General features: G+C 73.5%; 15 protein-coding genes. 8 read left to right on the forward strand and 7 right to left on the reverse strand.

From position 1 onward, the window contains the following. Positions 1–2: 2 nt before the first annotated feature. Positions 3–4253 carry a 3-keto-alpha-glucoside-1,2-lyase-like domain-containing protein gene (locus tag CCE01nite_RS06430; RefSeq protein WP_141372087.1) on the reverse strand — a complete coding sequence of 1417 codons (4251 nt, stop codon included), beginning with the start codon at positions 4251–4253 and terminating at the stop codon, positions 3–5. A 443-nt stretch (positions 4254–4696) separates the two neighbouring features. Here CCE01nite_RS06430 and CCE01nite_RS06435 point away from each other — a divergent pair, with 443 nt between their 5' ends. Together CCE01nite_RS06435 and CCE01nite_RS06440 are read left to right on the forward strand one after the other, a co-directional pair. Next, complete coding sequence (locus tag CCE01nite_RS06435; protein WP_141372088.1) at positions 4697–5785, forward strand: OmpA family protein; 1089 nt, start codon at positions 4697–4699, stop codon at positions 5783–5785. A 50-nt stretch (positions 5786–5835) separates the two neighbouring features. Next, positions 5836–6420, forward strand: a complete 585-nt coding sequence (locus CCE01nite_RS06440) for a hypothetical protein (protein ID WP_141372089.1) — start codon at positions 5836–5838, stop codon at positions 6418–6420. 91 nt (positions 6421–6511) lie between these two features. Here CCE01nite_RS06440 and CCE01nite_RS06445 read toward each other — a convergent pair whose 3' ends face one another. Next, positions 6512–7267, reverse strand: coding sequence for a polyamine aminopropyltransferase (locus CCE01nite_RS06445; protein ID WP_034624418.1), 756 nt, complete (start codon positions 7265–7267; stop codon positions 6512–6514). A gap of 123 nt (positions 7268–7390) precedes the next feature. Here CCE01nite_RS06445 and CCE01nite_RS06450 point away from each other — a divergent pair, with 123 nt between their 5' ends. Continuing rightward, the gene (locus CCE01nite_RS06450; protein WP_170223941.1) at positions 7391–8026 is read left to right on the forward strand and encodes a hypothetical protein; all 636 of its coding nucleotides are present in this window, start codon (positions 7391–7393) and stop codon (positions 8024–8026) included. Positions 8027–8066: 40 nt separating this feature from the next. On the opposite strand, the gene CCE01nite_RS06455 is transcribed toward CCE01nite_RS06450, so the two are convergent. Both CCE01nite_RS06455 and CCE01nite_RS06460 read right to left on the reverse strand, forming a co-directional pair. Beyond that, a complete protein-coding gene (locus CCE01nite_RS06455) occupies positions 8067–9248 on the reverse strand; it encodes a hypothetical protein (RefSeq protein ID WP_034624414.1) in 1182 nt (393 codons plus the stop codon). A gap of 109 nt (positions 9249–9357) precedes the next feature. After that, positions 9358–10305, reverse strand: a complete 948-nt coding sequence (locus tag CCE01nite_RS06460; protein ID WP_034624412.1) for a ketopantoate reductase family protein — start codon at positions 10303–10305, stop codon at positions 9358–9360. Between the two features lie 105 nt (positions 10306–10410). Here CCE01nite_RS06460 and CCE01nite_RS06465 point away from each other — a divergent pair, with 105 nt between their 5' ends. Further along, positions 10411–10968: a TetR/AcrR family transcriptional regulator gene (locus tag CCE01nite_RS06465; RefSeq protein WP_034624410.1), complete on the forward strand. Its 558-nt coding sequence runs from the start codon at positions 10411–10413 to the stop codon at positions 10966–10968. Between the two features lie 140 nt (positions 10969–11108). Here CCE01nite_RS06465 and CCE01nite_RS06470 read toward each other — a convergent pair whose 3' ends face one another. Then, entirely contained in the window at positions 11109–11921 is an 813-nt protein-coding gene (locus tag CCE01nite_RS06470) for an alpha/beta hydrolase (protein WP_034624407.1), read from the reverse strand. Between the two features lie 302 nt (positions 11922–12223). Between CCE01nite_RS06470 and CCE01nite_RS06475 the strand changes: the two genes are divergently transcribed. Next, positions 12224–13198, forward strand: coding sequence for a helix-turn-helix domain-containing protein (locus CCE01nite_RS06475; RefSeq protein WP_034624404.1), 975 nt, complete (start codon positions 12224–12226; stop codon positions 13196–13198). A gap of 181 nt (positions 13199–13379) precedes the next feature. Here CCE01nite_RS06475 and CCE01nite_RS06480 read toward each other — a convergent pair whose 3' ends face one another. Further along, entirely contained in the window at positions 13380–13979 is a 600-nt protein-coding gene (locus tag CCE01nite_RS06480; protein WP_034624401.1) for a hypothetical protein, read from the reverse strand. A 446-nt stretch (positions 13980–14425) separates the two neighbouring features. Here CCE01nite_RS06480 and CCE01nite_RS06485 point away from each other — a divergent pair, with 446 nt between their 5' ends. Next, positions 14426–15286 (forward strand): Gmad2 immunoglobulin-like domain-containing protein, encoded by an 861-nt coding sequence (locus CCE01nite_RS06485; RefSeq protein WP_084142392.1) that lies wholly within the window; start codon positions 14426–14428, stop codon positions 15284–15286. Here CCE01nite_RS06485 and CCE01nite_RS06490 read toward each other — a convergent pair. After that, the gene (locus CCE01nite_RS06490; protein WP_034624394.1) at positions 15273–16643 is read right to left on the reverse strand and encodes an FAD-binding oxidoreductase; all 1371 of its coding nucleotides are present in this window, start codon (positions 16641–16643) and stop codon (positions 15273–15275) included. The two genes, CCE01nite_RS06485 and CCE01nite_RS06490, sit on opposite strands and share 14 nt — an antisense overlap. Before the next feature lie 264 nt (positions 16644–16907). Here CCE01nite_RS06490 and CCE01nite_RS06495 point away from each other — a divergent pair, with 264 nt between their 5' ends. Together CCE01nite_RS06495 and CCE01nite_RS06500 are read left to right on the forward strand one after the other, a co-directional pair. Continuing rightward, positions 16908–17939, forward strand: a complete 1032-nt coding sequence (locus CCE01nite_RS06495; RefSeq protein ID WP_034624391.1) for a LacI family DNA-binding transcriptional regulator — start codon at positions 16908–16910, stop codon at positions 17937–17939. Between the two features lie 93 nt (positions 17940–18032). Then, positions 18033–19337, forward strand: coding sequence for a sugar ABC transporter substrate-binding protein (locus CCE01nite_RS06500; protein ID WP_034624389.1), 1305 nt, complete (start codon positions 18033–18035; stop codon positions 19335–19337). Positions 19338–19388 lie beyond the last annotated feature (51 nt).

The raw sequence follows: 19388 nt of genomic DNA on the forward strand, positions 1-19388 counted from the left end.
TCTCAATGGCCGGAGGAGGAGGTGCCGCAGAGTCGCGGGAGGACGAGGTCGGCGGAGGAGCCCGGAGCCCGGTCCCGGGCTCCTCGCGCCGAGTCCTCAGCGCAGCGCCGCCACCAGGGGGTGAGCACCTCCGCCTCCTCGACGGTGAACGCCTTGCCGACCTGCTGCGCGATGTGCCGCTCGACGCCGGTCAGGAGCATCCTGCGTGCGGTGGCGTTCCGCGTGTGCTCGGCCCGCACCAGCGTGCTGTTGATCACCGCTGTGGTGACCCAGCGGTCGCTGAAGGTGTTCACGAGCGACCGCAGCGACCGGAAGGTGACCGTGACCGACACCTCGGTGGCGCCCTCGCCCACGTTCCCTGCGACGTCGGTGGCCGAGGCGGTGAGCGTGCGGGTGCCGAGGCCGTAGGTCCAGGCCGGGACCTGCACGTCGGCGCACGTGGTCGAGGCGATTCCCGACCCGGGCTCCGGGTCGGTCGCCGCGCAGCCGATGGTGATCCGCTGGTCGACCGTGTAGCTCCCGGCGTTGCCGGAGAAGGCCACCTGGGGTGCCACCGTGTCCACCGCGACGACCACGATCGACGGCTCCTCGACGGCACCGCGCGTGTCCGTCGAGCGGAAGGAGACGGTGCGCTCACCCTCACCGGGGACCGCGAACGGCCCCTCGTAGGTGAGCCAGTCACCGTCGTCGAGCCGGTACTGCGTCGACGCGACGCCGTCGGCGTCCTCTGCGGCGAGCGTCACCGTCGGCTCGGCCGTGTGCCACCCGTCCACCGGCTCGGGGCTCACCGTCGCCGTCGTGACGGGCGGTGAGGCCGCGACCACCTCGCCGACCCGCAGCCGGTCGAGGTTGACGTTCCCGTCGTCCCCGTCCTCGTGGCGCAGGGTCACGGTGTTCCCGCCCTCCTGCAGAGGGACGTCGACCGTCACGCTCGACCACACCGACCACTCCCCGGTGCTCGGCAGGGTGACCTGCCCGAGATCGGTGCCGTCGACGTGCAGGGAGACGGTCTTCGGTCCGGCGAACGGGTGCGGGCCGTTCGCGTAGCGGAGCGTCACCGGGTACGTGCCCGCGGCGTCGACGTCCACCGTCGTGGTCACACCCGCCCCGAGGCCGCCGAAGCCCTGCACGTAGCCGGAGCCGGAGTACCCGGGGTGCTCCGTGCCCACCTGCGCCCCGCCGTCGAGCTCACCGTCCTCGAGCTCGTACGTGCCGGACGAGGACGTGCTGCGGATCCGCACGTCCCGGTAGGAGACCGCCTCGCCGGCACCGTGGTTCTGCAGGCCGACGAAGCCCGAGGACAGGTCACGCGCCGGGTCGGTGCTGGTGAACTCGTTGACGAGCACACCGTTGAGGTGCACGCGGATCGTGTCGCCCGCCACCTCGATCTCGTAGGCGTTCCACTGCCCCACCGGCTTGAGCGCTCGGGCGACCGCGGCGGGGTCCGCGCCCTGGAAGGTGTAGATGGCGCCCGTCGTGCGGTCCGCCTCGTCGCTCGCGTCGATCTGGATCTCGTACCCCTGCTCGACGGCGACCCACGGGTCGTTCCCCGGGTTCGGGAAGCCGACGAACACGCCGCCGTTGTCGTCCTTCACGAGCTTCCAGTCGAGCTTGAGCGTGTACTCGCCGAACTCCTGCGCCGTGTACCAGAGCAGGCCCAGGCCGCCCTGGGTGCGCAGCGTGCAGTCGGCCTGCCGGCCGAAGCCACCGGGCCCGGCCATGCGCCAGCCGTCGAGGCTCGCCAGCGTGCCGTCGAAGAGTGCGGTGTAGCCGTCCTCGGGCGCGTCCGGTGCGCAGATGTCCGGGTCCGCACCGACCCGCAGGACGTCGAGGTTGACGTTCCCGTCGTCGCCCTCCTCGTAGCGCAAGGAGATGGTGTTGGATCCCGCACGGAGGTCCAGCTCGCGGGTCAGGGTCCGCCACGTCTTCCAGTCCCCGGTGCTCGGGAACTCCACCGGGTCGACCTCGACGCCGTTGACGTGCAGCGACATGCGCTTGGTGCCCTGGAACGGGTTCGGCCCGTTGGCGTACCGCAGGTGGACCGGGACGGTCCCGGCCTCGTCGACCTGGGTCGTGAAGGTCACGGAGGCGCCTGGGGCCTGGAGACCGGCGGTGAACCCGGAGCCGGAGTAGCCGCTGTGGTCCATCGCGATGGAGGCGCCGCCGAGCATCTGCGCCTCCTCGGCCTCGTGGTAGCCGAGGTCGTCCGGAGCCACGTAGCCGGGGATGGCGTTGAGCGTGTACCACGCCTCCGTGCTCCAGAGCTCGTCACCGTCGGCGTCGGTGAACGGCCGCGGCGAACGCAGGTGCACGACGCGGTCCGGCTTGAGGCCGTCGACGGTCAGGCGGACGGTCCGCCTGTCCTCGGACACCTCCGCGCCGGTGACCAGCAGCACCTCCTCGTCGATCTTCGGGCCGCCGTACTGCTGCGTGGGCACGTAGCGCCACTGGTGCACGTCGTAGCCGGCCTCGGCGTCCTGCGTGATCCGCTGCGCCGTGCCCTCCGACAGCGGCTGGGTGTAGCGGACGTCGAAGCCGTCCTCCGTGACGCTCATCGAGACCATGTCGAAGGCGTTCGTCCCGTTCGGGGTGAGCTTCTGCAGCCCGTAGTCGAGCTTGCCCGACTCGCTCCAGTTGCCCGCCTCGCCGATCCCGCCGACGTAGACGGCACCGTCGGGGCCGACGACGGTCCGGTTCACGCCGGCCTGGAGACCGGCCGTGTGGCGGAACGCTGCTCCCTGGTACTCGCCCTCGACCTCCTCGAGGAACGCCCGCTGCAGCCCGCCGTAGGTGACGTCACCGAAGAGCATCTGACCGGCGAACGGCCCCTCCTCGAGCAGCACGGGGTTGCTCGGCGAGTTCGAGATCTCGTTCTGGGGCAGCCACAGCACCGGCTTGGTCACCGGGTTCCCGTCGAACGGTCCCGCCGGGTTCGTGTAGTGGTGGAAGAACCGGTCCTGCTCGATGTGGAGCAGCTTCGACGACGGCAGCCAGGCGCCCTGGTTGTCCATGACGAACAGCTCCCCCTGCGGACCCCAGCCGAGCCCGTTCGGGGTCCGCAGACCTCCGGCGACGTAATGGATGTCGCCCGTCTCCCGGTCGACCCGGATGCTCGTCCCGCGGTTCTCGGCGAGCTGCGGGTCCGTCGTCGCGCCGCCGTTGTCGATCGCGACCGACAGCGTCACGTAGAAGTAGTCGTCGTCGTGGAGGAGCCCGAAGGCGAACTCGTGAAAGTTGCCGCCGTACGGCCACTCGGCGACCGTGCGGTGCTCGAGCAGGCCGTCGCCGTCCGTGTCCGGGGTGAGCTCGGTGAGCCGGTCCCGCTCCGAGACGTAGAGGGACCCGTCGACGGCGGCCACGCCCATGGGGTTGAGCAGCCCGGTGGCCACCTTGGTCACGGTCACCTGCTCGGCGTCGGTCTCACCGGTCACGCCGCTGAGCACGAACACCTCGCCCGGCTCCGGGTCCGGCACCGGTCCGCTCGGGCTCACGGAACCGGCGGTGACGACCACGAGGTCGCCCTCGTCGGTCCAGTCGAGCGCCGACACCATGGGCTCGAAGCCGTCCGGCAGCAGGTCGGTGAGCGTGTAGTTCGGGTGGACGGCGTCCAGCCGCAGCCCGTCCCCCGGGGTGTCCTTGTCGCCCGCGCAGGACTTGGTCCCGGGCGCGGTCACGCGCACGACGTCCCGGTCCGTGCTCAGGGCCGACGACGGCACGACGACGAACTCGTCCGAGTCCGGCGTGCGCCACTCCAGGCGCAGGCCCTGGTCGAAGCCGGCCTCGAAGTACTCCACCAGCAGGTCGTGGTGGCCGGCGGCCAGCGTGATCACGCCGTCCTGGGGGATCGCCTCGTGCAAGCCGTCGTGGTCGACCACGAGCTGGTCGTCGACGACGAGCCTGGACCCGTCGTCGCTGGTCAGGCGAAAGGTGTGCTCCCCGGCGACGGGGGTGTGCAGGGTGGCGATCACGTCCGAGCGGAAGTTGTCCGCGGCGCCGAACTCCTCGGGCGTCGTCCAGTCAATGGTCGCCATGTGCTTGTCGACGTTCGGGGTCGTGCCGGGCCGGATCTGGCAGATCGACTGCTGCGCCACCCCCAGGGCGTAGGTCCGCAGGGTGACGCCCGGCTGCTGGGGCGGCAGGTCGTCGTCGGCTGCGGCCGCCGGCAGGGCTGTCGCCGTCACCGCCGAACCGAGCAGGGACAGGCCCAGCAGGGCCGCGAGGGCCTTCGGGCGTCGAGCTGTTCGTGGTCGCACTCTTCCTCCTTGAAGGGTGGTCGTCCTGGGGACGTGCGGGTGCGAGGTGGCCCTCGCCTCAGGCGTCTGCGCCGCCGCGGCAGGGAGCGTCCTGCAGCAGCAGGGCACCTGGAGCTTCCGGTGGGTCGCCGTTGACCATGGGTTGACCGTAGGGACGTCTTCTGTCGAGCGTCAAGCAAAAGTCGTCATTTGGGTTTCGACATCTACCCGTAGGTCCGCATATATCGCGGGATGGTCTGGGCGGAGGGCGCCTACAGTGGATGTGCGACCGGGACCGTGGTTCCTCACGGCGCCCGGCGGAGGACGCCGCACCGAGCACGACTCCAGGGCATGGGCCTTGAGCTCCTTCACGACGCGACGGCGACGGCGCGCTCCCCAGCGAGGTCTCGGGCGGTCTCGCCCGGGCGCCGCGGCCGGGCACACAACCAGAGGCAGGGGAGTCCATGACGGTTCACGGTGTGGTGAGGCGGGCGGGCGTGCTCGCGCTCGCCGGCGCACTCCTCACGGCGGCCCTGCCGGCGACGGCGGCGAACGAGCCCGGTGAGAGCGTCCCCTCGGGTGTCGTCGTGGTCGACGGGCAGGACGTGCCGGTCCTGGGCTCCTTCACGTTCCGCAAGGGGTGGGACCCGCGGAGCCCCGAGGTCGTCGGCTTCGTGCACGGCGTTCGTCGCGTCGAGGGGGGTACGGCCGTCTACTACTCCCTCGGTCTCGCGCCGGACGCCGACGAGGACCTCCTCGCCGAGAGCGTGTTCGAGAGCGCGAGCCCCGACGACGCCGCGTACGCCACGGAGATCGGCCTCGTCGACGTCGCGTCCACCACGATGTACAGCCCGTTGCGGGACGTCGACTCGACGTTCGCGACCGCGACCCGGGACCTGTCGACCGACCCGGGCGCGCTCGTCGTCGGCTGGGCCGTGTTCCCCGCACTGCCCCCGACCACGACGACGGTGCAGGTGCGGATGCCGTCGGGGACGATCGTGCCCGGCGTCCCGGTCGAGGACGGCGCCCTGGAGCCCGTGAGCGACGAGCCGGCGCCGCTGCTCGGTGCGGGCTGGCCGAGGCTGCCCGAGGGTGCCGAGCTGGCCGCCGCGGACCCGGCCGCCGTGACGTGGACGCTGCTGCGTCGCTCCGGTGACCTCCAGGCGATCGCCCAGGCGCAGGAGAGCCCGCGGGACGTCGCGGTGACCCTGGACACCAACGTGCTGTTCGCGACGGGCGCCACGGACCCGGGCTCGCCGGCCCAGACCGTGCTGGCCGGTCTCGCGGCGGACATCGCCGCACGCGGGACCGGTGAGGTGGTCGTGACCGGGCACACGGACGCCGACGGGACCGACGAGTTCAACCAGACGCTCTCCGAGAACCGCGCCCTGGCGGTGCGCGAGTCGCTCGAGCCCGCGTCCGGCGGAGGTGTGACGTTCGTGAGCGCCGGCAAGGGCGAGTCGGAGCCCGTCGCCTCCAACGACACCGACGAGGGCAAGCAGGCCAACCGACGCGTGACCGTCGTGTACACGCTGAAGGGCGGTGGCCAGTGACCGGCATCCGGCAGACGCGTGCTGCACGCCGCGCCCCGTGGAGCGCGGCGGTGGTCCTCGCGACCGTTCTCCTCGTCTCGGGGTGCACCGGGGACGACACCCCCTCGCCGGACGACACGCCGTCGGTCGACAGCGACGCCGAGACCTCGGACTGGACCGCCACCGAGCTCATCGAGGCGGTCTCCGCGCAGGAGGACGACGAGGTGCTCCGCTCGGTCGAGGGCGAGCTCGCCTACCAGACGGTCCCGACGCCGACGCGCTTCGACGTCGTCGACATCTCGGCGGACGACCAGGCGACGACTCTCGTGCTGCGTCTGACGTACCTCGGCGACGGGACCCTGCAGGTGCCGGGCACGTACCTGAGCCCGGACGTCCGCCTCGCGGACGACGTGCGGGGGCTGGCCCTGCAGGTCCCCACGGAGGACATCCGGTACCAGCCCACCCTCGCGGCGCTGAGCACCGACCCTGGGGGGACCGTCGAGTGCCTGTGCTCGGACCTGTCCGAGCAGGTCGACGCCGCCGTCCCGTTCCTCTTCACCGCGTCGTTCCCGGCGCTCGACCCGGCGACCCGCGCGGTCGACCTCGAGCTCGCCGGGTTCCCGCTCATCGAGGAGCTTCCCGTCGACCGGGAGTGAGCCCGCGTGCGGGCGTCCTGTCCCGCGCGTGCACCGCTCGCACGGCGCGCCGGCCGATGACGCGGACGGCACCGGCCGTGGCCCGTCGGGATCAGACCGGCGCGCGCCCGAGGTAGACCGTGTTGGTGGCGTCCCGGTCCTGGAGGGGGTTCGGGAAGGTGACGACGTCCGCCCGGACGTCGACCAGCAGGGTGCGGAGGAGCTCCAGGTACGGCTCGTCCGGCGGGTCGTTGGACCACAGCGCGAACACGCCGCCGGGCTTGAGGTGCCCGCGCAGCCGCTGCAGCCCGGCGGGCGTGTAGAAGCTCGCGTGGCTGGGGTTGAGCACGTGGCGGGGCGAGTGGTCGATGTCGACCAGGACGGCGTCCCACCGGCGGCCGGGCGCGTCGGGGTCCAGGCCGTCGACCGACGCGAGGGCGGCGAAGAAGTCGGCGTGCACGAGGCGGCACCGCGGGTCGGCGGTGAGCACGGTGCCGGCGGGGATCAGCCCGGCGCGGTGCCAGCCGATCACCTCGGCGAGCGCGTCGACGACGACGAGCGAGCCGACGCGCGCGTCCTCGAGCACGGTGAGCGCGGTGTACCCGAGCCCGAGGCCGCCGACGACGACGTCGAGCGGAGCCGCGCCGCCCTCGGCGGACGTCCCTGTCATCGCCAGCCCGAGCCGCGCGAGCTCCTCCTCGGCCACCGTGAACATGCTCGACATGAGGAACTCGTCGCCGAGCTTGATCTCGAGCACGTCGGCTCCGGTCACCGGGTCCCGGCGCCGGCGCAGGCTGATCTCGCCCATCGGCGTCGGCTCCCAGGCGAGCTCCTCCACGCGCGGACGTCGTGCTGGTTGCTCGGGCATCCGGTCAGCCTAGGCGGGAGCGGTGGTCGCTGACGTCGTCGTCACCTGCGGGCGGAGAATGACGCAGGGCTCGGCTACGGGGGTGGACCGTGAGCGGTGTGGCGCGTCGCCGGGTGGGTCTCGGTGCATCGCGGCGCCCGCCTGACGATGGACGGCTCGGTCGTGCAGGGGAACGTGCGCGCGCGGGGGCCCGTGAGCATGTCCGACACCGACGTGCACGGTGACGTGTTCCTGGGTGACGGCTGGGGCGAGGACCTCCCGGGAGTGTCGCTCTCCGCGGCGGCGTCGACCGTGCGCGGCAGCGTCACCGGCCGTGCGGACCTGGTGAGCCTGCGCTACGCCCGGGTCGGCGGCGTGTACGACGTCGAGACCCAGGAGATGACCCGGTTGCGCGCGAGCACCCTGATCGGGCCGGTGACCGCTCGGGGCGGGCGTCTGGTCGTGCACGACTCGGCGTTCCTCAGCGGGCTCACGGCCGACGGCGCGGGGGACGTCCTGGTGTGCCGCACGACGGTCGTGGGCGACCTGCGCGTCACCGCGCTCACCGACTACGCCCGGCTGGGGGTCGAGGGCACCCACCCGTGCCGGACGAGCGTCGGCGGGTCGGTGCTGCTGGAGCGCAACGAGCACAGCATCGACCTGGGCGACCTGCACGTCGCGCACCACCTCGTCTGCCACGAGAACACCGGGCCGCGGAGGATCACCGGCGTCGCCGGGGCGAGCGTGGGCGGGCAGCGTCTGGGTCAGTGCCTGACCTGACCGCGGCCGGGTCGTGCGGCGGACCGGTGACCACGCCGCGCTACTCGACCGCAGCCCCGGAGACGACGAACGGGTCGAACAACCCCGGTGGGATGGCGAACGCCTCGATGCGCACCGGGTAGTTCACCGCCCCGCCCGAGACCGCGATGTCGGACAGCCACGCGTCCTTGACGACGATCCACTCCTGCCCCTGGAAGGAGATGGTCGTCTGCACGACCTCCTCGGGTAGCGGGAGGTCCTGCAGGCTCAGGCCGGGCGGCAGCGGAGCTACGGCGAGGTCGGCCGGCATCGACGTCCCCGGGGGCAGCGGCACCATCGCGAGGTCGTCGAGGTTGAAGTCGTAGTGGTCGACGATGGAGATCTGCGCGGCGGTGACGTGCGCCGACGTCAGCGTGCCGTTCGTCCACCGCAGCGCGACGTGCGCGTCGATCGTGTAGCTCACGCCGCCGAGCGCGATCGACAGGTCCTTCTGGAACATGGACAGGGACGACGGGCTCTGGCCGGGCCCGATGAAGTCGAACGATCCCGTGCCGCGCAGGTGCAGCTCCCGCTGGTCCGGTGCGACGTGCTCGGGATGGGACTCGTCGAGGCGAGCCGCCACGCCCTTGCGCAGCACGTCACGGATCGACGTCCGCACCGCGGCCGGGAACCCGGAGTCGTCCCGCAGCAGCTGCTCCGGGGTCAGGTTCAGCAGCTGCTCCTTCGCGGTTCCCGCGAGCCATCTCAGGAGCATCGCGGCGGCCCACGGATAGCTGGGCGCCACCTTGATCGCCGACTGCTCCAGGAGCCTGCGCCGCCGCTCCGTCTCCTCCCGGCTCAGCTGCGTGCCCCGGGAGATCTCGTGCCACGTCGCCATGGGGAAGGGCAGCACCATCCAGCCCTCGGGCACCCCGGGCTGGTCGGCGACGCCCGTCGGGGACTCCTCCGTGGCGGCGCCGGGCTCCTGTCGTTGCACCGGCGGCGGCGCGCGCCGGCTGTCGTGCGGCTCAGCCGTGCGGGGCTGCGTCAGCGCGGCGTCGAACCTCGTGCCGGTCCCGTCGCCGGACCCGGTCCCGCGGACGAGGGCGCTGACCGCGGCGTTGCCGGCGCGACGCTGCAGGGCCAGCAGGCCGCGCGCGCCCACGTCGGCGCTCGTCCGGTCGCCACCGGTCGATCGTCGTCCGTCGGCGAGGGCGCCGGTCTCGCTCCTCGACGAGTCGGTCCTGTGCGACAGGGGCCCCATCGTCCGACGGTGCAGGACGCCGCGTCGCCCCACGTCGGCGGCCGCGCAGCCCCGAGGGCACGTCCGGGTGCCCGAAAGGCCGACCGCTGCCGCCGGTGCTCCACGGCGGTCAGGCGAGGGCGAACCACGGTTCCGCGGCGGCCAGACGGGGCGTGGGGATGTCGAGGCGTCGGGCTTCCGTGAGGACGTCCCGGCAGACGACCCGCGGTTCCGTCGCGTTCGGGTCGGAGTGCGCCTCGAGCGCGCGGCGCGCCACGGGGACGTGCCGGGTGACGATCGACATCGCGAGCGCGGAGAGCAGCGGGACGGAGAAGGGGAGCGTCGTCCGTCGGTGCCTCCCGAGGTCGACGCCCCGGGCCTCGAGCACGGGGAGCAGCTCCCGCACGGTGAGGAGGGCGCGTCGCAGGCGGGCCGTGTCACCGACGAGGTCGGCCAGCGAGCCGAGGGGGAGGGCCTGCGAGTACAGGGCGGCGTCGACGACCGTGTGCAGCAGCAGCCACCCGCGCAGGTCGTCCTGCTCCCGGATCCGGAAGCCGGCGGTGCGGAACGTGTCGCGGACCGTCGCGTCGCGCGTCGTCGGTGGAGTGGAGAGCTGCCCGAAGATCGGGGCCGGCAGGAGCACCCCCTGCAGGGTGCCCGCGCTGTCGAAACTTCCTCCGGCCTGGGGGAACCCCCACACGACCTGGGCGGCGGGCAGGGGCTCCGCGGCGGAGGTCGGGTCCTGCCAGAGGTTGCTGAACATCAGCACCGTCGCGTCGCCGATGCGGGGCGCCAGGAACTCCGTGGCCTCGCCGACCTGGTGGTGCGGCACGCTGAGCACGACGAGCTCGCAGCCGTCCTCGGGCGTCAGCGTCTCTCGGTACCGGGGCCTCCAGCTCTCGACGACGCGGGTCGACCGGCCCGTGCGGCGGGCGTCGATCACGTCGAGAGCCACGGGGTCGACGTACGTCGCGGCGCGTCCCGGGCGGACCAGGTGCTCGACGTCGTGGCCCGCATCGTCCAGGGCCCACCCGTAGAGGGAGGCGATCACGCCTCGGCCGACCATGGCGATCTTCACAGCGTCTCCGTACCGTCGAGGGGGCGGTCTCCTCCGAGGGAGCAAGCGGAGAGCGTCTCCACTAACATACGGAGACGATCTCCACCTGTCAACGGGAAGGTACTGATGAGCAAGCCGCTCCGCGCGGACGCGCAGCGCAACCGCGAGGCGCTGATCGCGGCCGCCCGGGAGATCTTCGCGGCCGAGGGGACGCAGGTCCCGTTCGAGGACGTCGCCCGACGCGCCGGCGTCGGGGCCGGGACGCTGTATCGCCACTTCCCGAGCCGCGAGGCCCTCGTCGCCGCGGTGTTCCATGCGGAGGTGTCCGCACTGCGCGACCGGGTGACCCACCTCGCCGCGACCCTGCCTGCCGACCGCGCTCTCTCGACGTTCCTGCACGAGATGGTCGACCACATGTACGCCCAGCGCGGCCTCGGGCGCACGTTCCTCGCGGTGGCCGAGCACGACAGCGACGCCTTCACGGACGACGGCGCGGCGCTGGAACGTGCCGTGGCTGCGCTGCTCCGCCAGGGCGCCGAGGCAGGCGTCCTCCGGGCAGACGTCTCCGCGGGCACGGTGATGCTGGCCCTGCACGGCATCAGCACCGCCTCGGTCCGGTCCGAGCGGCGGGAGGAGTCGGACGGCGTCGTGCGGCTGATCGTCGACGGCCTGCGCAGCGTCTGAGGCAGGCGAGCGTCAGTCGTCGGACCGGTGCGGGCGTCGAGCCTCCGCAGCTCGTCGAGCCCCACGACGACCACCGGCCCCCGGTTCGCGTCACGCGCACGCGCGGCTCGTCGAACCGGGGACCGGCGTCGCTGGGTCGCCTAGGGCGCCGGGACCGGAGCCGTGCGGGCGTGCTCGAGCGCCCACGCCAGGGCGTAGTCCGCGACCTCCTCCCAGCCTGGCTCGGCGCAGATCCAGTGCGAGCGCCCGGGGAACTCGTGGTAGTCGGTCACGGCGGGCGACCTCGCGTAGTGCTTGGCGTTGGACCTGTTCACCGACGGCGGCATGATGTGGTCCTTCTCCCCGCCGATGAACAGCAGCGGTGCGCGGTCGGCGTCGTAGTCGACCCAGGTCTCCTGCCTGCCCGGCTTGAAGTTCGCGATGAGGCCGTAGGCCCACACCCAGTTCCCCGGTGCCGGGATGGCGAACTCGCGCCAGACGGCGTCGGAGTCCTCGCGCGAGAGCGTGTTCGCGAAGGCGTAGTGGAACTCCTCCGGCGTGAAACCGACGGCGCGGTGGAAGTTCGCGGGGTTCTTCAGCGCCGGGAACAGCGACCGTGCCTGCGACAGCGGGGTCACGCGCACGCCCTCGGTCGGTGCGGAGTCGACGACGACGGCCGCCGAGCCTAGGCCGCGGGCGAGGAGCAGCTGGGTGAGGGTGCCGCCGAAGGAGTGGCCCATGAGGATCGGCGGCTCGGGCAGCGCCTCGATCTGCGCGGAGAGGTGGTCGAGGGTCTCGGGCACCGTGAGCCGGGCGATCACCTCCGGGTTCTCGCGCAGCGCCTCGACCTCGATCTCGAGGCCGGGATAGGCAGGGACGAGGACGGTGTGGCCCGCGGCCTCGAACCGGTCCTTCCAGCCGCGCCAGCTGCGGGGGGTCATCCACAGGCCGTGCACGAGCACGATGGTGGTCATGATCGGTTCCTCTCTCGGGCGGTGGGTGCGTCGACGGGGGTGAGCGGGTCGTGTGCGGGCGGTCGGGCTCGGTGCCGGACGGACCGTGGCTGACGACGTCGGGGGACGGACGCCCGACCACGTTCCGCCGGGCCCCGACGGGGTCCACACTGGTCTCGCTGGGGGCGTCGGCCGTGCTCCGGTCGGTGACAGACCTGCTGTGGGCAGCCACGGACAAGCCAGGGGCCGGCTCCCTCCGCGGAACGCGCGAACTCCCTTGGCCGTACGACCCGCGTGCGGCCCCGGTGGAAAGGGCGGGCGGCATGGTGGTGCTGCTGGACACGCGGACCGTCGCGACCAACGAGCGGCTGCCGGCGATCTCGGCTGCGTTGGAGGGCACGACCGCTCCCTGCGAGGTCCGCTACGACGACGGCCCGGAGCGAGTCTTCACGCGGATCGAGGCGTGGCGGCTGGGCGACCTGGACGTGTGGCGCAACGAGGCCTCCGGGATGCGCATGACCCGGGAGAGCCGTCACCTCCGGGCCGACCCCGACGGCCGGGTCGCCATCGCCGTCCAGGAGGCCGGCCGGTCGCTGATCCACTACGACGACGCCGACCCCGACGTCCGCGCGGGGGTCGGTGGCCTGATCTGCGTCGACCTGACGAAGCCGTACGACTACGCGTGGCGCGGGCTGGGCTCGGCGTTCTGCATCTCCGTCCCCGCCGAGCAGGTGGGGCTGCCGGCACACCTCGTCCGCACCGCCTCGCGCCAGCTCAGGACCAGCCCGCTGTACGGCTTGTTCCAGCGGCACCTGCTCGGCCTGGCGCGCAGCACCGACGCGGTCACGGCCGACCCGGCCGCCGCCGGCGTTGCCAGTGCCTCGGTCGAGCTGCTGCGTGCCCTGCTCGCGTCCGCCGCGCACGACGTCCGGTTCGAGCGGAGCACGATGGCGGCGACGCTGCTCGTCCAGATCCGGGCGTACGTCCAGCAGCACCTGCGCGACGGGGACCTGACGCCTGCCACGGTCGCGCGGGCGCACAACATCTCCGAGCGGCACCTGTTCCGGGTCTGTGCCGCCGCGGACTTCAGCCTCGAGCAGTGGATCATCGGCCGCCGCCTGGCGGGCGCGCACGAGGAGCTCGCCCGGGCCTCGGACGTCGAGGTCCCGATCGCCTCGATCGCCCGCCGCTGGGGGTTCCGCGACCCCGCGCACTTCACGCGTCGCTTCAAGGTGGCCTACGGGCTCACCCCGCGGGACTGGCGCAGCATCGCGCGCTCCGAGGCCGGCGACGCCTGACCGCACCGAGGGCCTGCCCGCTCCCGCCTGTCCGTGCACACGCTCGGCACGCCGGCGCCGGCGCGGGTCGACGCGACGACGGGCTGCCGCTGCTCCCGCCCGGACCAGCTCGAGCGGGCGCGCCTCCTCCGCTCGCCGCGCTGGACGGACCTGTTGGTGGAGTGCCGGCCGAGGCGGAGGGTCAGGAGACCGGGGTGCCGCTCGGGCCGATCGGGAGCGGCTGCCCGTCGCGAAGCATCTTGCCCGCGGTGGCCTTCGCCTCGCCGACCTCGACGTCCCACAGAGCCGCGAGCGCGACGCCGTCCTCGCCGGTGTAGCCCGCGTCCCAGTACGCCTCGAGCTGCAGCCCGGCGATGACGGCGGGATCCGTCAGGTCGAGCGACGAGCCCGGCGCGACCGGCACGGGCTGCCCGTCGAGCAGCAGCTGCCCCGCCCGCCCCTTGGCCTCGAGGAGCTCGACGTCCCACAGCTGGGCGAGCGCGTCCGCGTCCTCCATGTAGTAGCCCGCACCCCAGAACGCGTCGGACCGCTCCTGCGTGTACTCGTCCGCCCCCGCGACGACGTCGGTCGCCGGGACCACGTCCGCCGGCGTCGGGTCGCCCGTCGGGCGGGCCACGTCCTCCGCCGGCGGCGCGGCGTCGCCCGCCGTGATCTCGGCGGGCGGCCGGTCGGCGTTCGCGAGCGCGTAGGCGACCCCGCCCGCCCCGACCGTGAGCGTGACCGCGACGACCCCCAGCGCGGCCGCGCGACGGGGGGAGCTGGTGCTCGTGAGGGGCTTCATCGGTCCTCCGGGGAGCTCGTGGGTGTCGGCGCGTCCCGACCGTGTCCCGGGGACCGGACGGGGAGTGCCGCCTGACGGTGTCCGCCGACGTCGGGTGCGGCCGGCCGAGCGCTCGCCACCCTAGACCGCGGGCGGTCGCGACACGCGGGAAGGGCGGCACCACATGAACGCGCCCGGCCGCCGCTGCCGCACCCGCCGCCGCACTGGCCACCGCTGCCGCACTGTCCACCGCTGCCGCACTGTCCACCGCGGCCCGCGCGTCGGCAGCCGGGTGCGCGCACGGGCCCCTCGCTGTCACGCCGGCCGCTGCCGGGTGCGCGGCCACGGAGGGGGCGTCGGAGGAGGGGGCTGCGCCCGGCATCGACAGCCCTCGTGCCGCTCTGGCTTCGTGCCCCGGCGAGTGGGACCGTGGGAGCAGGCTGTGGTCGTCACGGAGAGGCCCTGAGATGCGCCGCACCGGATCACTCGTGGTCGTGCTGCTCCCGCTCCTCCTGCTCGCCGGGTGCGCGGACGACCCCGGCGGGGAGCCGACGTCCGGGCCCACGGAGCCGACGACCACCGCACCGACGGCCGAGCCGACGCAGGAGCCGACCGTCGCCCCCTCGGACGCCGACGTCTACTACCTCCTCGACACCCGTTCCGGGCTCCGGCTGGCGCGGGAGGCGGCTGCCGCAGGCGGGGACGACGCCGTCCGGCTCGCGGTGGAGCAGATGATCGCCGGGCCGACCGACCCCGACTACTCCACGCCGTGGAACCCCGCCACGACCGTGCTCGGCGTCGACGTCGCCGGGGGCGTGCTGTCGGTCGACCTCAGCGAGGACGCCCGCACCGCGAGCATCGGCTCGGCGGGTGCCGCCCTGATGGTCCAGCAGCTGGTGCACACCGCGGCCGACGCCGCCGGCGACGACTCCCTGCCGGTGCTGCTGACGATCGAGGGCGAGCCGGCCGGCGAGCTCTGGGGTGCGGTCGTGTGGGACGAGCCCGTCACGCGCGCCGACCCGCTCGACGTGCGTCTCCTGGTGCAGATCGACGAGCCGCAGCACGGCGCGACCGTGACGTCGCCCGTGACGGTCCGCGGCGACGCTGCGGTGTTCGAGGCGAACCTGCTGTGGTCGGTGCTCGACGCCGCGGGCGCCGAGGTCCAGGCGGGCTTCACGACGACGGCCGAGGGTCAGGTCTTCGCGCCGTACGAGTTCGTGCTCGAGCTGCCGCCGGGGGAGTACACGGTCGTGATCAGCGAGTCGGACGAGTCCGGCGGCGAGGGCGGCACCCCGATGAGCGACAGCAAGGCGATCACGGTGTCCTGACGAGCGGCGGGATGTTCTGGTTCAGCCGGAAGACGTTCTCCGGGTCCCACGCCGCCTTGACCCGGCCGAGGCGCGCGTAGGTCGTCGCGCCGTACGCCCGGCGCACCCCCGCGGTGCCCTCGGCGCCGAGCGCGTTGACGTACACCCCGACGCTCCACGGCTCGATCGTCGCGGCGAGCCGTCGGCACGTCGCGGAGTGCCGCTCGTCGTCGGCGGGGTCCTCCCAGCGAGCGCCGACGCCGTACTCGAACCGCACGTCGCGGTGCGCGAACGACGTGGCCGCGGGGTCGACGTTGGCGATCGCGCCGCCGTACGCGACGAGGCTCGCGGCGCCCACGTCGGCCTCGGTGTGGGCGAGGAACGCCTCGAGCGCCGGGTCGGGCAGCTCCCGGACGTAGTGGCTCTTCGCGTAGCGCCGGTAGCCGTGCGCCGCGCCGACGTCGGACCGCCGCTGCAGGTCGAGGTAGCTCAGCGGCGTGACCCGGCGGGCCGGCGCGGCGTCGAGCCCGCTGAGCCCGTCGCGCCCGCCGAGCCCCGCCAGCCCGTCGAGCTCGGCGACGAGCGGCGCCGCCTCGTCGGGCGGGCCGACCCAGACGAGGGCGAGCGTGAGCGGTCCGCCGGCGCGCACCTCCGCGTAGAGGGTCGCGCGCCGCGGGGCGTCGTGCGCCCGCGTCAGCCAGGCCCGGAGCGCGTCGAGCCCGCGCGCGGGGTCGAGGTCGACCTCGGCGGTGAGCGCCTGTGTGCCGGTGTCGTGCAGCGCGAGGTCGAAGCGCGTCACGACGCCGAAGTTGCCGCCGCCGCCGCGCAGCGCCCAGAACAGGTCGGGGTGCTCGTCGGGCGTCGCGCGGACCAGCTCGCCCTCGGCGGTCACGACCTCGTACCCGAGCGCGTTGTCGCAGGTCAGCCCGACCTGCCGGGCCAGCCAGCCGACGCCGCCCCCGAGCGCGAGCCCGCCGATGCCGGTGTGCGAGACGATCCCCGCCGTCGTCGCGAGCCCGTGCTCCTGCGCGGCGGCGTCGAGCGACCCGAGCAGCGCCCCGCCCCCCACGTGCGCCGTGCGGGCGCCGGGGTCGACGCGCACGCCCCGCAGCGGGGTCAGGTCGATCATGAGCCCGCCGTCCGGCACCGCCCAGCCCGCGGCGCTGTGCCCGCCGCCGCGCACGCCGAGCGGCAGGCCGAGCTCGCGCGCGACCCGCACGGCGGTGCGGACGTCGTCGCTGCCGGCGCACCGGACGACGTACGCGGGGCGGCGGTCGACGGCGCCGTTCCAGACGGTGCGCGCGGCGTCGTACCCGGGCGAGCCGGGGACGAGGACGTCGCCGTCGAAGGTGGCGGGCAGTCCGGCGGTGGTGGTCATGGCACCACTCTGGCGAGGGCCGGGGAGGCTGCCAAGGCTCCGGGGGACCGGTCGCCGCCGGACCACGCGATCGGGCAACGACCGGCGTCGGCGGGGCCCTCGCGCGCTGGCGCCGGAGGGCGGAGCCAGGGTGCCCGGCGTTCGGCGCGCGCGCCGACGGCCGAGGGTCCGGGCGATCGGTCCGTGCCGACTGTTGACATCCCCGGACATCCGGTACATCGTTTGACCACTCGGATAAACGATTGACCAAGCCTCGGGGATCTCATGCAACGGCGCATCACGATCAAGGACGTCGCGGAAGCGGCGGGCGTCTCGACGACGACCGTGTCGCTCGTCCTCAACAAGGTGCCCGGCCGCCGGATCCCCGAGCACACGCGGCACCGTGTCCGTGAGGCCGCCGAGCAGCTCGGCTACGCGGCGAACGCCGCGGCACGCACGCTGCGCACCCAGCGGTCGCAGTCGATCGGCTTCGTGTCCGACGAGATCGCCACCTCGCCGTTCGCCGGGCAGCTCATCCAGGGCGCGCAGGACGTCGCCCGCGCCCGCGACAACATCGTCCTGCTCACCAACTCGGGCTACGACCGGGAGCTCGAGCGCCGCGAGATCCGGGCGCTGCTCGACCGGCGCGTCGACGGCATCCTCTACGCCGCGATGTACCACCGGGTCGTCGAGCTGCCGCCCGAGCTCGCGGGCGTCCCCGTGGTCGTGCTCAACGCCGAGTGCCCGGACGAGGACGTCTCCTGGGTCGCTCCCGACGAGTTCGCCGGCGGGTGGGACGCCGCCGAGGTCCTGCTCGCGGCCGGGCACCGCCGCCTGGCGATGGTGAACGACGCCGACGAGATCCCCGCGAGCGCCGAGCGCCCCGCCGGCTTCCTCGCCCGGTGCGCCGAGGCGGGGCTCCCCGCGAGCGCGGTCCCCGTCGTGCGCTCCGAGCCCCGGGCGGTCGCGGCACGTCCCGTCGCGCGCGAGCTGCTCGACCGGCCCGACCGGCCGACCGCGGTGTTCGGGTTCAACGACCAGGTCGCGCTGGGCGTCTACCTGGCGGCGGCCGACCTGGGCCTGCGCGTGCCCGAGGACCTCTCGGTCATCGGCTTCGACAACGTCGAGCTGCTCGCGGAGTCGGTCGCGCCGGGCCTGACCACGATCGCCCTGCCCCACCACGAGATGGGCGCCTGGGCTGCCGAGCAGCTGTACACGCTCGTCGACGCACCCGACGGCCAGGCGCCGCCGCGGCGCACCGCCCACCTCCGAGGCCCGGTCGTGCACCGGGCGTCGGTGACGTCGCCTCTCCGGTAGCACCCGGAGAGGCGACACCGATCACCACGAGGGTGCGTTGCAGCGCGCCCTCGAGGACCACCGTCGATCCACAGCAGTGATCTGGAGGAACTCGTGTCTCGCAACACCATCCGTCGCCTCGTGGCGGCCAGCATAGTTGTCACCGGCGCCGCGACCCTGGCGGCGTGCTCCGGCGGCTCGGGCGGCGCCGGCGGGTCGGGCGGGTCGGGTGACGGCTCGATCACCCTGTGGACCCACAACGGCGGCAACGACGCCGAGCTCGCGATCGACGAGCAGATCGTCGCCGACTTCAACGCGAGCCAGGACGAGTACACGGTCGAGCTGCAGTCGTTCCCGCAGGCGTCCTACAACGACGCCGTGGTCGCCGCCGCGTCGGCGAAGAAGCTCCCGTGCATCGTCGACATCGACGCGCCGAACGTCCCGAACTGGGCCTGGGCCGGGTACCTCGCGCCGCTCGACCTGCCCGAGGGGACGTTCGACGGCCAGCTCGAGAGCACCGTCGGCACCGTCGACGGGCAGGTCTACACGTACGGCCACTACGACGTCGCGCTCGCGATGTACAGCAAGCGGTCGGTCCTGGAGTCGGTCGGGGCGCGGATCCCGACGATGGACGAGCCGTGGACCGAGCAGGAGCTCGACGACGTGCTGGCGGACCTCAAGGCCACCGGCCAGTTCCCGTACCCGCTCGACCTGGGCACGGGCGGGACGGGGGAGTGGCTGCCGTACGCGTACTCGCCGTTCCTGCAGAGCTTCGGCGGGGACCTCGTCGACCGCGAGACGTACACGAGCGCCGAGGGCGTGCTCAACGGGCCCGAGGCGGTCGCGTGGGGCGAGTGGATGCAGCACCTCGTCGACGACGGCTACATGTCGGCGCGGTCGGGGAGCGACGCGACCGCCGACTTCGTCAACGGCCAGAGCGCCATCCTGTACTCGGGCAGCTGGGCCAACCCGACGGTGACCGAGGCGTTCGGCGACGACGCCGTCGTCCTGCCGCCGCCGGACCTCGGCGAGGGCCCGAAGATCGGCGGCGGGTCCTGGCAGTGGGGCATGACCTCGGGCTGCTCCGACCCCGCCGCGGCGCAGGCCTACCTCGAGTTCGCGCTCCAGAGCGACTACGTGGTCGAGCTCGCCGACACCCTGGGCGTCATCCCCGCGACCGACGAGGCCGCGGCGGCGATGCCCGACTACGCCGAGGGCGGCAAGGCGGCCGTCTTCCGCGACATGGCGAAGGACTTCGCGCTCGTGCGCCCCGTGACCCCGGCGTACCCGTTCATCTCCTCGACGTTCCAGAAGGCCGTCTCGGACATCCTCTCCGGCGGCGACGTCCAGCAGATCCTCGACCAGGCCGCGGCCGACATCGACAACGACATCCGGCAGAACGACGACTACGCCTTCTGACGCCGGCGCCCGGCGTGCCGGCACGTCCCGGCACGCCTGGGCACGGCCCAG

The organism is Cellulomonas cellasea, from assembly GCF_006538745.1.
Classification (GTDB): Bacteria; Actinomycetota; Actinomycetes; order Actinomycetales; family Cellulomonadaceae; genus Cellulomonas_A; species Cellulomonas_A cellasea.

Excerpts from the sequence above, each read along its gene's own strand:
- CCE01nite_RS06435 (WP_141372088.1), top strand. The coding sequence starts at position 4,697 with ATGACGGTTCACGGTGTGGTGAGGCGGGCGGGCGTGCTCGCGCTCGCC.
- CCE01nite_RS06445 (WP_034624418.1), bottom strand. The coding sequence starts at position 7,267 with ATGCCCGAGCAACCAGCACGACGTCCGCGCGTGGAGGAGCTCGCCTGG.
- CCE01nite_RS06455 (WP_034624414.1), bottom strand. The coding sequence starts at position 9,248 with ATGGGGCCCCTGTCGCACAGGACCGACTCGTCGAGGAGCGAGACCGGC.
- CCE01nite_RS06465 (WP_034624410.1), top strand. The coding sequence starts at position 10,411 with ATGAGCAAGCCGCTCCGCGCGGACGCGCAGCGCAACCGCGAGGCGCTG.
- CCE01nite_RS06470 (WP_034624407.1), bottom strand. The coding sequence starts at position 11,921 with ATGACCACCATCGTGCTCGTGCACGGCCTGTGGATGACCCCCCGCAGC.
- CCE01nite_RS06475 (WP_034624404.1), top strand. The coding sequence starts at position 12,224 with ATGGTGGTGCTGCTGGACACGCGGACCGTCGCGACCAACGAGCGGCTG.
- CCE01nite_RS06480 (WP_034624401.1), bottom strand. The coding sequence starts at position 13,979 with ATGAAGCCCCTCACGAGCACCAGCTCCCCCCGTCGCGCGGCCGCGCTG.
- CCE01nite_RS06485 (WP_084142392.1), top strand. The coding sequence starts at position 14,426 with ATGCGCCGCACCGGATCACTCGTGGTCGTGCTGCTCCCGCTCCTCCTG.
- CCE01nite_RS06490 (WP_034624394.1), bottom strand. The coding sequence starts at position 16,643 with ATGACCACCACCGCCGGACTGCCCGCCACCTTCGACGGCGACGTCCTC.
- CCE01nite_RS06495 (WP_034624391.1), top strand. The coding sequence starts at position 16,908 with ATGCAACGGCGCATCACGATCAAGGACGTCGCGGAAGCGGCGGGCGTC.